Source organism: Pseudomonas sp. NPDC090203 (genome assembly GCF_044746765.1).
In the GTDB taxonomy this organism is placed as follows: Bacteria; Pseudomonadota; Gammaproteobacteria; order Pseudomonadales; family Pseudomonadaceae; genus Aquipseudomonas; species Aquipseudomonas putida_AD.
Window position 1 is genome coordinate 184010 of the sequence record NZ_JBIVCV010000005.1, and the last position, 12463, is coordinate 196472.

Sequence of the window (12463 nt, forward strand, 5' to 3'; positions counted from 1 at the left end):
TCAGCACAGAGAACGATCGTTGTATAGCGTTGGATATAACGATAGGGCCGGGCGGGATGGACCCGGATGGCGTATCTCGCAGATGGCATCGATCTTGCCTTTTCATGAAGTGTTTACTTCATGAAAAGAGTGTTCGCCATGCAACCGCTTGATCTGCAGGTGATTCAACGGGCAATCCACTGGCTCGAATCGGGGCAGACGGTGTGGCTGTGCACCGTGATTGCCAGCTTCGGCTCATCGCCGCGCCCGCCCGGTGCATTGCTGGTCGCCAGAAGCGATGGCGCGAGCTGCGGGTCGCTGTCAGGGGGCTGCATCGAGGACGATTTCCTGCAGCGGGTTGCCCAGGGCGGTTTTGCCGAGCCCATTGCACTGGTGCGCTATGGCGACGGCAGCGACGCACCGCAAGTGCGCCTGCCTTGTGGCGGGGTGCTGGAGGTGTTGGTCGAGCGGCTTGAGGCCCATGGGGCGAATGTCGAGCACCTTCGTCGGCTGGAATCGGCGCTGCTGGGGCGCGGGCGGCTGGTGCGGGAATGGCGCTTGCCGTTCGCTGATCCAGAACTGCTCGAAGACAACCAGGACGGCCCGCGTGTGGAACGCTCCGGGGATCGGTTGCGCGTGCGGTTCGGCGCAGCTCAGCGGTTGGTCATCGCGGGTGTTTCGACGGTGGCGTTGTTCTGTGCGCAATTTGCCGTGGCGCTGGATTTCGAGGTGATTATCTGCGAGCCCCGCGAAGAGTTTCAGCATCCATTGGGGATCGCCAATGTGCGGTTTGAACCGATTCTGCCGGCGCGCTGGATCGCCGAAGGGGGGTGCCATGAGGCTACGGCGGTGGTGGCGCTGACCCATGATCCACGGCTGGACGACCTGACCATGATGGAGGCGGTGAACAGCCCGGCGTTTTACATCGGGGTCATGGGGTCGCAGAAAACCAGCGAGAAACGCATGGAGCGTCTACACCGGATTGCCGGGATGGACGAGGCGACGCTGGCACGCATCCATGCCCCCATCGGCCTGGCGCTGGGCAGCAAGACACCCGCGGAAATCGCCCTTGCGGTGTTGGCGGACATCGTTCGCGTGAGAAACGGCGTGGCGCGGGAGCGGGTTTGAATGCGGTGTGCGCCGTGGTGGACACACGGGGTTTCATTCCGATGGCGCAAGGGCGTGCGTCCTGGGCTACGATTCGCAGGTTGTCACGCACGGACGGAGCAGGGCGCGCATGCACGAGTTGGTCATCGGTATCGATCTTTCCACCACCACCTGCAAGGCCATTGCCTGGGATGCGCGGGGCGTGCTGGTCGCCCAGGGGCGGGCGCCGCTTACGTTGTCGCGTCCGGCACCCAATGCCTACGAGCAGGACCCCGAACATTGGTGGTGCGCCACGCAACAGGCAGTGAAATCGTTGCTGGCTCAGATCGAGGGCCGCGCCATCGCGGCGGTGGCGGTGGTCAACCAGCGCGAAACGGTGGCGGTCACCGACGCCCGTGACCAACTGCTGCGCCCGGCGATGCTCTGGCTCGACGAGCGCCGCAAGGATGAGGTATCAGCGCTGTGCCAGCGGGTTGGCCACGAGCGCCTGCACAGCATCACCGGCAAGCCCCACGACTGGGCGCCGGCCATTTACAGCCTGGCCTGGCTGGCCGATGCCGAACCTGACCTGTTTCGCAAGATTCGCCACGTCTACGACCCCCACGCCTGGCTCGTGCGCAAGCTCACCGGCGCCTTCGTGACAAGCTGGGCCAGCGCCGACCCGTTCGGTGCCTTCGACATCCACCAGCATCGCTGGGCGGAGGATGTGCTGGGGGCGCTGCCTATCCCGCTGGCCAGCGACTGTTTCCCCAAGGCCTGCGCTCCCGGCACCGTGCTGGGCACAATCACTGAAGACGCCCATGCGCTGACCGGTTTGCCTGCCGGCACGCTCGTGGTCGCCGGCGGTGGTGACGGGCAGGCCGGCGGCCTTGGCATCGGCGTGGTCAGCCCCGGTACGGCGTATCTGAACCTGGGCACCGCCATCGTCTCTGGCGTCTACGCCGCAACCCCTCGGGTGAACGACGCCTTCCGAACCCTTTGCGCCATTGACCGCAAAGGCTACGTGCTGGAAACGTCCTTGCGCTCCGGCACGCTGCTGATCAACAGCCTGCTCAAGCAGTTTTTCGAAATCGACGTGGTTGCTCAGCCCGACAGCCTGATCCGGCTGGAGATAGATGCCTCGCGCGTCGCACCCGGCAGCGAAGGGTTGATTCTGTTGCCGTACTGGAACGGGGTGATGAACCCCTATTGGGACCAGGATGCGCGGGGCTGTCTGCTTGGGTTGTCACCGGATCACGGCCGGGCGCAGATCTACCGCGCCGTGCTCGAAGGTATCGCCCTGGAGCAGGCCCTGGCCACTCAGCGCATGGTCGAGGCCACGGGTGAGCCGGTCGATGCTTTCGTTGCAATCGGTGGCGGCGCGGCGAGCCGATTGTGGTGCCAGATCATCGCCGACATCACCGACCGCCCGGTGATTCGCGCCGTCACTCAGGAAGCGTCGAGCCTGGGCGCCGGAATCGCAGCTGCCGTAGGGGCGGGCTGGTACGAGGATTTCGCCAGTGCGGCGCAGGCCATGACCCAGGGCGGCGAGACGTTCTCACCCAACCCAGCGCTGCGGGAATTTCATCGCGAACTGCTGGCGCTGTACAGCGAACTCTACCCGCGCTTGCGCGACCTTTATCCACGCCTGGCAAAACTCAACCAGCGCTGAATCCACCGTCCACCGTGAGGGTCACGCCGTTGATCATCGCTGCGTCCTCGCTGAGCAGAAAGGCGATGGTCGCGGCGATTTCATCCGGTTGCACGAAACGCCCCAATGGAATGCGCGACAGCATCGACGCCGCCTTGACCGGGTCGCTCCAGGCCTTGTCGGCCATGGGCGTGAGGGTCACCACCGGGTTGACGCTGTTGACCCGGATTCCGTACGGCCCCAGCTCCACGGCCATGACCCGCGTCAGCGCATCCAGCGCCGCCTTGGACGCGCAGTAGGCGGCGTGATCCCGGGTGCCCACCGCGGCCGCCAGGCTCGACACGTTGACGATGGCCCCCGGCAACCCGCGAGCGATCAGATCCCGCGCGACCACCTGGGCCACCACCATCGGCGCACGGGTGTTGACCGCGATCATCTGGTCGAAGGTCTGCACCGAGGTGTCGAGAAAGGACTCAAGCTCGACCACGCCGGCGCAGTTGACCAGCAGGTCGATGGGCAGCATCGACGCCACCGCCGCCTGGGTTGCGGCCACGTCCGCCAGGTCAACCACCAGCGTCTGTTCGCAGTAGGCCAGATCGGCCGGATTGCGGCCCAGGGCGATCACCTCGGCGCCGCAGCGGCTGAGCCACTCGACGGTCTGGCGACCGATGCCTTTGCCCGCCCCGGTGACCAGAATGCGTTTGCCGATGAAATCGTGGGAGGGCATGAAGGTGGCTCCAGAGGTTGGGTCAGGGTTCTTGTTCGAGCAACTCGAGGGCCGCGCTCTCGTCGATCACCAGCTCGTGGACGACGTTGCGCAGCAACACGGCGCGGATGATTTCGGCTTTGTACGGGCCGCCGGACACCAGCACGACTTTCTTGATCTTGCGCAGGTCGTCCGGGTCCAGCGAGATGGCCCGGCGGTTGAGCGGGTGATTGACCTCGATGCCGTCGCGGTCCAGCCAGCGCCCGAGCAGATCGCCGACGGCACCGGCGGCGCGCAGCGAGCGGGCGTCCTCGGGGTTGACCAGTCCCAGTTCCAGCATCAGCGAGCGCTCGCTCAGGTCACCCACGGTAAGCAATGCGACGTCCGCTTCCCGCGCCTTGCCCAACACCGCCTGCACCGAGGCTTCGGCCAGGATCATGTCGCGGTAGTGCTCCGACGGCGCAAAGAGCGGGGCGGCCAGGTAGTAATAGGAGCCTTGCAGCAGCCCTGCCAGGCTCGAGGCGATTTCCACGGTGTTGTTGGCCGAGCCGTAATGCAGGCCGCCCAGCAGCGAGACCACGGTGGTGTTCGGCAGCGAACGGCCCTGCAGCTCACGAACCGCCTGGCGCAGGGTCCGGCCCCAGCCAACGGCGACGATGCACCCGTCGCTCAGGGACTCTTCGATGCTTGGCGCCACGGCGACGCCCAGCACGCGAAAGATGCTCGACGGATCGTCCGGCGAGGGCGCCACGGTGACTCTTTCTAGGCCGAAGCGCTCCTGCAGGCGCTCCTCCAGGGCCACGCAGGAGGCCAGCGGCGAGTTGATGCGGATCTGCACCACGCCGGTTTCGCGGCAGGTCGCCAGGGCCTTGTTGACCCGCACCCGGGTGATCCCCAGGCGGTCGGCGATCTGTTGCTGGGTCATGCTGTTGACGTAGTAATACCAGGCGATACGGATGTTCAGTTGATCCTCCGCGTTCACCGTATCGGTGTCGGCGGTAAATTCCGGATAGCGATTGTGCACGGCGGCGTCCTTCAAAACCTGGGAAGCGCGGCGCCTATTTCACGGCGCCCATGGTCAGACCTTGTACCAGATGCTTTGAAACCATCAATGCAAAAATGATCACGGGGAACACGATCAGCGTGCCGGTGGCCATGATCTCACCCCAGGGCAGATCATAGCCGCTCATGAAACTGGTGGCGGTCACCGGTGCCGTGCGCGCTACGTTGCGGGTCAGCACCAGCGCGTAGAGCAGCTCGTTCCAGGAGAAGATGAACGAGAAAATCGCCGACACCGCCACGCCCGGCATCGCCAGCGGCAGTGCGATGCGCCAGAAGATGGTGAAGCGCGAGGCGCCGGACAGGCGTGCGGCTTCGTCCAGGTCCTTGGGCACGCCGCGAAACTGGTCGGTGCAGATCCACACCACGATGGGCAGGTTGAAGGTCAGGTAGATCAGGATCAGCACCAGGTGCGTGTCGATCAGCCCCAGGTTGCGCGCCATCAGGAAGATCGGCAACGCCACGACAATCGGGCTCAACATGCGGTTGGTGATGAACCAGAACCACAGGTCCTCCTTGCCCTTGAACTCGAACCGTGCCAGCGCATAGGCCGCAGGTGTACCCAGACCCACGGCGAGCACGGTGGTGCAGGCGGCGACGATCAGCGAATTGCCCAGGCTATGCAGCACGTCGCGCTCGAACAGCACCTTGACGTAGTTGTCCAGGTGCGGGGTGAACAGCCACACCGGCGGCGAGGCCAGCGCTTCGGCCTGGGTCTTCATGCTGGTGGCGACCATCCAGTAGAACGGAAACACCGCGAACAGGAAGATCGCCAACAGGCCCACCAGATGCCAGGCGCTGACTTTCATGCGCGGGCGGGTGCGTACAGGCGTGGCCACGACGTGGGCGGCAGGAACAGTTGCCATGTCAGATCTCCCGGTAAACGAATTTGATGTACAGCCGCGCCAGCACGATGGTCAGGATCAGCAGCAGGATCGCCTGCGCCGAGGCCACCCCTTGGTCGAACACCCGAAAGCCGATGCGCTGGATGTACACGCTGACTAGCTCTGTGGCCGCGCCCGGCCCGCCGCGGGTCATGGTGAATACAGTGTCGAACATCTTGAGGATGTCGGCGGTGCGCAGGATCAGGATCACCGTCGCGCTGGGCAGCAGAAAGGGCAGCTGCACGTAGCGCACGATCTGCCAGCGGCTGCGGGTTTCCAGACGTGCGGCTTCTTCGATTTCGTTCGGCACCATGGTCAGCCCGGCGAGCAGCACCAGCGCGCAAAAGGGCGTCCATTGCCAGATGTCCATCAAGGCCACGGCGATGAAGGCGTTGGTGGTGTCGCCCAGCCATTCCACGGGACCTGCGTGGAGCATCGCCAGCAAGGCGTTGGCCACGCCGAAATCGCGGTTGAAGATCAGCCGGCCGATCAACCCGGCCACGGCAGGGGCGGTGGCCAGCGGGATCACCAGGCTCATGCGCGCCAGCAGCTTGAAGCCTGACAGACCCGGTTTGTGCAGCAGCAGGGCGATGACCAGCCCCAGGGCCAGTTGAATCGGCACAACGGTGACCAGAAACAGCCCGGTACGCCCCAGCGCCGCCCAGAACGAGGCGTCGTTGAGCACGTTGAGGTAGTTGTCGAAGCCGATGAAGGGCGTCGGGTCCTTGGGCCGTGCAAGGTTGTACTGCCGGAACGAATTGACCAGCGCGAACACGGTGGGAAAGATCCCGATCAGCGCCAGCGCAACGGTGGCTGGCGCGAGGAAGGAAAAGGCCGCCCGGGTGTTGTTCCAGAGCGTGGGGAAGCGTGGTTTCTTGTTATCGGACATGGGTCGAATCTCGTGTACGGACATCGATACAGCCCCGTAGGAGCGCGCTTGCCCGCGACGGCGTCGTGTCAATCACCCCAGATGGCGACAGGCACACCGCAATCGCGGGCAAGCGCGCTCCTACGGGGAGCAGGATCACTTCAGCAACTTGACCTTGCCGTCGTAATAGCCCGCCTTCTTGAGGATGTCCTCCATCTTCGTCCCGATGGCCTTGGCTCCGGCTTCGACGCTGGTCTTGCCGAGCATGATGGCGGTGCCGTTTTCGCCGACCACTTCGGAGATTTCCGGCCATTGCGGGAAGCGTGGACGGTAGTCAGGCACGCCGCCTTCCCAGGAGGTCACCATCGGCTGCACGAACGGGTATTTCTTCTGCACCTCAGGATCCTTGTACACCGACATCCGCCCACTCACGCCACCGGCCTCCAGGTACGGCTTGGCCATGGCTTCGGAGGTCACCCACTGGATGAACAGCCACGCGGCGGCTTTCTGTTTGTCGTCCGAGTGCGCGTTGACCCCCAGCGAGAACCCGCCCAGCGCCGGCTTGAGCCCCGCAGGCCCCTTGGGCTCGGTGGCCACGGCCAGGCAGTCGGTGATCTTGGATTTTGCAGGGTCGGCCAGGGTGCTGTAGAACGCCGACCACTCGGTGATCATCGCCACCTTGCCCTGGGCCAGCGCGTTGACCGCTTCGTTGTGGTCATAGTCGACGATGCCCGGCGGCATGAACTTCATCAGGTCCTGGCGGAATTGCAGGCCTTCCTGGGAGGCCTTGGAATTGAGGTTGGACTTGAAGTTGGCGTCCAGCAGCGAGCCACCGAACGGCCAGAGGAAACGCATGAAGCTGTCCGCCGACTGCGTCTCGCCACGGCGCGATTGCAGGGCGTAGGCGTAGCGGTCCTTGGCCTTGTCGGTGAGCTTGGGCCCGTAGACCTTGAGCACCTCGTCCCAGGTCGCAGGGGGCTTGTCGAAGCCTGCATCCTTGAGCATGCACTTGTTGTAGAACAGCAGGCCCGAATAGTTATCGAAGGGCAGGCCGTAGGTCTGGTTGTCCCAGCCGCCGAAGGACTCCAGCAGGATCGGGAAGAAGCCGTCGAGCTTGAGGTCCGGGTCCGCGAGCTTGGGGTCCTTGGTGAAGGTGGTCACCGGTTCCAGCCAGCCGTTGCCGGCGAATTCGCCGATCCACACCACGTCGGTCAGCACCACGTCGAGCTGTTCGCCGGAGGTGAAACTCAGCACCTGGCGTTCGCGGCTGTTCTCGTAGGGGATGGTTTCGTAGCTGACCTTGATCCCGGTTTTCTTCTCGAACTCGGGCAGCAGCTTGATGGCGGCGGCGTAGCCTGGGCGGTCGAGGAAAATGGCCTTGATCTCGGTGCCCTTGTAGGGCGTTGCGGCCTCTTCGAGCGTCCAGGCCTGGGCGGCGCCTGAGCCGAGTGCGATTGACAGGGCCAGGGCATTCCATACCAGCTTGTTCATTACGTGACCTCTTTGTTCTTGTTGGTGAGGATTACGCGTTGTGTGCGCTGACGCGCGTCGGGAGTTACAGCACTGCTTATTCGGGGTGGGGGAGAATCACCGTCTTGAGCGCCCCGTCGAGAAATTCCGAGGGGTAACTGAACGCTTCTGTGGCCTGGGCCAGGTCGAAGCGATGGGTCACCAGGCAATCGACGTCCACCGAGCCTTGCGCCACCAGTTCAATTGCCCGGTCATACACATGGCCCATGCGCCGGGACATGCGAATGTCCAGCCCCTTGCGCCGCAGCAACGAAGCACTCAGGGGCGCGTACTGGTCGCCATCGGGAATGCCCACCAGCACCACCCGGCCGCCAATGCGCGCCGATTGCGCGGCGATCTGAAAGCCTTCCGGGGAGTTGGTCGCCTCCAGCACCAGGTCGACGCCGCGCCCCTGAGTCCATTCGGCGATGGCGGCGTGATCGGCGGACACCTCATCGGCACCCAACTGGCGGGCCTTTTCGGTGCGGTAGTTGATCGGGTCGATGGCGTAGATCGCCTTCTTGCACAGCATTCGCGCCAGTTGCAGCAGGCACAGGCCTATGGGGCCGCAGCCGATGATGGCGACCGTTTCGAAGAGTTTCTTGCTGCCCGCCAGGTCCATCGCATGGATCGCCACGCCCAGGGGTTCGAGCATGACTGCCTGAACCGGGGTGAAGTGATCGGGGACGGGGTAGATCTGGCTGGGCGCGACCACAATGTATTCGGTCATCGCGCCGTGAGTGTGGGGCGGGGAGCCGAGGAACTGCACGTGGGGGCAGAGGTTGACGTGGCCGCGATGGCACCATTCGCACTGCCCGCAGGGTTTGGCCGGGTCCACCGCGACCAGTTGCCCGGCCATGAGGTTCAAGTGCGGATGGTCATCGACCACGCGGGCGGCGAACTCATGCCCGGCGATGAACGGCTGGGTGATGCGGGCGTGGCCGATGGCGCCTTCCTTGTAGTAATGCAGATCGCTGCCACACACGCCGACCGCGCTGACCCGCAACAAGACTTCACCGGCCGCAGGCACCGGCACCGGCTTTTCGCCGATACGGATGTCGCGGATGCCATGGATATACGCAGCCCGCATTCTGTGTGCTCCTTGACATTTGTATTTTTAGAATTACAAATGATCGTAGAGCGAAATATTTTGCTGTCAAGTTCCAGACTCGCTGATATCGCCGTAGGAGCGCGCTTGCCCGCGACGGCGATGTGTCAGGCACCCGCGATGGCGACAGGCACGCCGCCGTCGCGGGCAAGCGCGCTCCTACAGATGCAACGCAACCCGACAACAATAAATCCAGGGGACACGATTTTGACTGAGCTCAGTTTGACCGGCATCGAGAAGGCCTACGGCGATATCAAGGTGTTGCACGACATCCACCTGAACATCGAAAGCCGCGAATTCGTGGTGTTCGTCGGGCCGTCCGGTTGTGGCAAGTCGACCCTGCTGCGCTGCATCGCGGGGCTTGAAAGCATCACCCAGGGCCAGATACGCATCGGCGCCCGGGACGTGACCTACCTTGAGCCCGCCGACCGGGGCGTGGCGATGGTGTTTCAGTCCTACGCGCTGTACCCGCACATGTCGGTCTACGACAACATCGCCTTCGGCCTGAAGATGCAGAAGACCCCTCGCGAGCAGATCGAAGCCAAGGTGCGCAACGCTGCGCGCATCCTGCAACTGGAACCGCTGCTGGAGCGCAAGCCCAAGGCGCTCTCCGGTGGTCAGCGTCAGCGGGTGGCGATCGGGCGTGCCATCGTGCACGAGCCCGAGGTGTTCCTGTTCGACGAACCCTTGTCCAACCTCGACGCCTCGCTGCGGGTGCAGATGCGCATCGAGATCGCCAAACTGCATGCCGACCTGCAGGCGACCATGATCTACGTCACCCACGATCAGGTGGAAGCCATGACCCTGGCCGACAAGATCGTGGTGCTGAACAAAGGCTGCGTCGAACAGGTGGGCTCGCCGCTCGAGCTGTATCACCACCCGCGCAACCGCTTCGTGGCAGGCTTCATTGGCTCGCCGCAGATGAGTTTCCTGCCGGTGCAGGCAGTGCTGGTGAGTGCCGAGGGGGTGCAGGTCAGCCTGCCGGGCGGCGCCAGGCTGTTGGTGCCGGTAAAGGGTGAGAACGTCAGCCCCGATCAGCCGCTGACCCTGGGTCTGCGCCCGGAGCATCTGTCCGAGCGTGGGGCAGGGGATGCGCAGATTCCAGTGACCGCATTGGTGGTTGAGCACCTGGGCGGCGAGACCTTCACCCATGCCCAGACCGCCGAGGGCAGCGACCTGATGGTCAAGGGCGACGGTATGTCTTCGGTCAAGGCCGGGCAGACGCTGGCGGTGGGTGTATCAGGGGCGCGCTGTCACCTGTTCGACGAGCAGGGGCAGGCGCTGGCGCACCTTCGGCATTACACCCAGACCTACACCGACGGCGGTGCCCTGCACGCCGGTTCGGTCATCGCGCAAGCCACCTCACCCCTGTAGCAGCCGGGCTTGCCCGCGGATGATCTTGAAATCGCCCCCGCCGGCACGCGGATCGCCGCCCGGCCGGGCTGCTACGAGGGATCGGTGTCGGAGCAATGGTTGGTGTTTTACTCCCGCTCCGACATCGTCTCCTCCAGGTGGTCGATGTGCTCGAAGCGCTCCACCAGAAAATCGATCAGGCTGCGCACCCTCGCCGACAGGTGTAATTGCTGCGGATACACCGCGTAGACGTCGGCTCGGGTCGGGGTCTGGTCTTCGAGCACCAGCCGCAGGCGACCACTGCGTACATAGCGAGCGATGTCCCACTCGGCGCGCAGGAGAATGCCGAACCCCTCCAGCGCCCAGTTCAGGGCCACCTCGCCATCGTTGCAGCCCAGCGCGCCTCGCACTTTGACGTTCTGCGTCTTGCCGCCGTTGGTGAAACTCCACACCCCGTAAGGCGTTTCGTTCTGGCGCAGAAAAATGCAGTTGTGATCCTGCAGATCTGCCAGGCGCGTCGGCACGCCATGTTTTTCCAGGTACAGGGGCGATGCGCACAACAGGCGCCGGTTGGAGGCGATCTTGCGGGCATGAAAGGCCGCGTCGGGCAGGGTGCCGAAACGGATGCCCAGGTCAAAACCGTGGGCGGTCAGATCCAGCGGGTGGTCGCTGATTTCCAGCTGGATTTCCACCTCCGGATAACGGGCGAAAAACGCCGCCAGCGCCGGACCAATGTAGCGCCGCCCGAAGCCCAGTGACGCATTGACCCGGATCAGGCCCTTTGGCGTGGCGCGGCTGCTGCTCACCAACTGCTCCACCTCTTCGATCTGCGTGAGGATCCGCGCGGCGTGGGAGAAATACAGCTCACCCTCGGCGGTCAGGCTCATGGAGCGGGTAGTGCGGTTGACCAGCCGGATGCCCAGCCGGGCCTCAAGGGCCGTCAGGCGTTTGCTCACCGCTGGCGGCGTCACACCCAGCTCCCGGGCCGTCGCGGCAAGGCTGCCTTGCTTGGCCAGAAGGTAGAAAAACTGCAGGTCCAGAGACTGATTCATTCGTAACTCAAAGTTATGGATGTAGTGATTTCAAGGAACTCACTGCTTTGGTTTCACTACATATACTCCGCTCACACCCCGCTTGAACAGCCCTGTTCAAGGGGAAAAACAAGAACGTCTCGAGAGTGGAGTTGAACATGAGCGCATACAAGATTGCAGCGATCCCAGGCGACGGCATCGGCGTGGAAGTGATTGCCGCGGGCGTCGAAGTGCTGCAGGCCCTGTCGAAGAAATCCGGCTTTGCGCTGGACTTCAAACACTTCGACTGGAACTCCGACAATTATCTGAAAAACGGCTACTACATCCCCGAAGGCGGCCTTGCGGAGCTTAAAACCTTCGACGCGATTTTCTTCGGCGCCGTGGGTGCGCTGAACGTGCCGGACCACATTTCGCTGTGGGGTTTGCGCTTGCCGATCTGCCAGGGCTTCGACCAATACGCCAACGTGCGCCCGGCCCGGGTGCTGCCAGGCGTGAAGAGCCCGCTGCACAACGGCGAGCAGATCGACTGGGTGGTAGTGCGCGAAAACTCCGAAGGCGAGTACTCGGGTAATGGCGGTCGCGTGCACCGTGGCCTGCCGGAAGAGGTCGCCACCGAGGTGTCGGTGTTCACCCGTGCCGGGGTCGAGCGCATCCATCGCTTCGCTTTCGAACTGGCCCGCAGCCGTCCGCGCAAGCATCTGACCATGGTCACCAAATCCAACGCCCAGCGGCACGGCATGGTGCTGTGGGACGAGATTTTCTACGAAGTCGCCAAGGACTACCCGGACGTGAAGATCGACAAGGAACTGGTGGACGCCGTCACCACGCGCATGGTGCTCAAACCCGGGACGCTGGACGTGATCGTCGCCACCAACCTGCACGCCGACATCCTTTCGGACCTGGCCGCCGCGCTGTCCGGCAGCCTGGGCATTGCGCCCACCGCCAACCTCAACCCGTCGCGCCAGTTCCCGTCGATGTTCGAACCCATCCACGGCTCGGCCTTCGATATCACCGGCAAGGGCGTGGCCAACCCGGTCGCGACCTTCTGGACCGCCGCGCTGATGCTCGAACACCTGGGTGAGCCGGCGGCGGCCAAGCAGCTGATGTCGGCCATCGAAGCGGTCACCGAAAGCGGCCTGCACACGCCTGATCTGGGCGGCACGGCGACCACCCGGCAGATCACCGATGCGGTGCTGGCGCTGATCAATCGCTGATTCGAATCACAGGCT

Annotated in this window: 11 protein-coding genes; 4 read left to right on the forward strand and 7 right to left on the reverse strand. The window is 64.0% G+C overall.

Annotation, left to right across the window (positions count from 1 at the left end):
- The first annotated feature begins 138 nt into the window (after positions 1-138).
- Entirely contained in the window at positions 139-1107 is a 969-nt protein-coding gene (locus ACIPO9_RS10805) for an XdhC family protein (protein ID WP_400780759.1), read from the forward strand.
- A gap of 109 nt (positions 1108-1216) precedes the next feature.
- On the forward strand, positions 1217-2737 hold the full coding sequence (locus ACIPO9_RS10810; protein WP_400780761.1) for an FGGY-family carbohydrate kinase: 1521 nt from the start codon (positions 1217-1219) through the stop codon (positions 2735-2737).
- Here the strand turns inward: ACIPO9_RS10810 and ACIPO9_RS10815 are convergent.
- The 6 genes from ACIPO9_RS10815 to ACIPO9_RS10840 all read right to left on the reverse strand — a co-directional run bounded on the left by ACIPO9_RS10815 (position 2724) and on the right by ACIPO9_RS10840 (position 8832).
- Entirely contained in the window at positions 2724-3443 is a 720-nt protein-coding gene (locus ACIPO9_RS10815; protein ID WP_400780763.1) for an SDR family oxidoreductase, read from the reverse strand. The two genes, ACIPO9_RS10810 and ACIPO9_RS10815, sit on opposite strands and share 14 nt — an antisense overlap.
- A gap of 22 nt (positions 3444-3465) precedes the next feature.
- The gene (locus tag ACIPO9_RS10820; RefSeq protein ID WP_274133955.1) at positions 3466-4446 is read right to left on the reverse strand and encodes a sugar-binding transcriptional regulator; all 981 of its coding nucleotides are present in this window, start codon (positions 4444-4446) and stop codon (positions 3466-3468) included.
- A 34-nt stretch (positions 4447-4480) separates the two neighbouring features.
- Entirely contained in the window at positions 4481-5347 is an 867-nt protein-coding gene (locus ACIPO9_RS10825; RefSeq protein WP_400780765.1) for a carbohydrate ABC transporter permease, read from the reverse strand.
- 1 nt (position 5348) lies between these two features.
- A complete protein-coding gene (locus ACIPO9_RS10830) occupies positions 5349-6254 on the reverse strand; it encodes a carbohydrate ABC transporter permease (protein ID WP_400607575.1) in 906 nt (301 codons plus the stop codon).
- Between the two features lie 135 nt (positions 6255-6389).
- On the reverse strand, positions 6390-7724 hold the full coding sequence (locus tag ACIPO9_RS10835; RefSeq protein ID WP_400780768.1) for an ABC transporter substrate-binding protein: 1335 nt from the start codon (positions 7722-7724) through the stop codon (positions 6390-6392).
- Between the two features lie 76 nt (positions 7725-7800).
- The gene (locus ACIPO9_RS10840) at positions 7801-8832 is read right to left on the reverse strand and encodes a zinc-binding dehydrogenase (protein WP_400780770.1); all 1032 of its coding nucleotides are present in this window, start codon (positions 8830-8832) and stop codon (positions 7801-7803) included.
- A 225-nt stretch (positions 8833-9057) separates the two neighbouring features.
- Between ACIPO9_RS10840 and ACIPO9_RS10845 the strand changes: the two genes are divergently transcribed.
- Complete coding sequence (locus ACIPO9_RS10845; RefSeq protein ID WP_400780771.1) at positions 9058-10224, forward strand: ABC transporter ATP-binding protein; 1167 nt, start codon at positions 9058-9060, stop codon at positions 10222-10224.
- 107 nt (positions 10225-10331) lie between these two features.
- On the opposite strand, the gene ACIPO9_RS10850 is transcribed toward ACIPO9_RS10845, so the two are convergent.
- A complete protein-coding gene (locus tag ACIPO9_RS10850; protein ID WP_400607568.1) occupies positions 10332-11255 on the reverse strand; it encodes a LysR family transcriptional regulator in 924 nt (307 codons plus the stop codon).
- A gap of 137 nt (positions 11256-11392) precedes the next feature.
- Between ACIPO9_RS10850 and ACIPO9_RS10855 the strand changes: the two genes are divergently transcribed.
- The gene (locus tag ACIPO9_RS10855) at positions 11393-12448 is read left to right on the forward strand and encodes a tartrate dehydrogenase (protein ID WP_400780773.1); all 1056 of its coding nucleotides are present in this window, start codon (positions 11393-11395) and stop codon (positions 12446-12448) included.
- Positions 12449-12463 lie beyond the last annotated feature (15 nt).

Bases quoted from the DNA above. Each gene is read 5' to 3' on its own strand.
- ACIPO9_RS10805 (WP_400780759.1), top strand. From the start codon at position 139: ATGCAACCGCTTGATCTGCAGGTGATTCAACGGGCAATCCACTGGCTC.
- ACIPO9_RS10810 (WP_400780761.1), top strand. From the start codon at position 1,217: ATGCACGAGTTGGTCATCGGTATCGATCTTTCCACCACCACCTGCAAG.
- ACIPO9_RS10815 (WP_400780763.1), bottom strand. From the start codon at position 3,443: ATGCCCTCCCACGATTTCATCGGCAAACGCATTCTGGTCACCGGGGCG.
- ACIPO9_RS10825 (WP_400780765.1), bottom strand. From the start codon at position 5,347: ATGGCAACTGTTCCTGCCGCCCACGTCGTGGCCACGCCTGTACGCACC.
- ACIPO9_RS10830 (WP_400607575.1), bottom strand. From the start codon at position 6,254: ATGTCCGATAACAAGAAACCACGCTTCCCCACGCTCTGGAACAACACC.
- ACIPO9_RS10835 (WP_400780768.1), bottom strand. From the start codon at position 7,724: ATGAACAAGCTGGTATGGAATGCCCTGGCCCTGTCAATCGCACTCGGC.
- ACIPO9_RS10840 (WP_400780770.1), bottom strand. From the start codon at position 8,832: ATGCGGGCTGCGTATATCCATGGCATCCGCGACATCCGTATCGGCGAA.
- ACIPO9_RS10850 (WP_400607568.1), bottom strand. From the start codon at position 11,255: ATGAATCAGTCTCTGGACCTGCAGTTTTTCTACCTTCTGGCCAAGCAA.
- ACIPO9_RS10855 (WP_400780773.1), top strand. From the start codon at position 11,393: ATGAGCGCATACAAGATTGCAGCGATCCCAGGCGACGGCATCGGCGTG.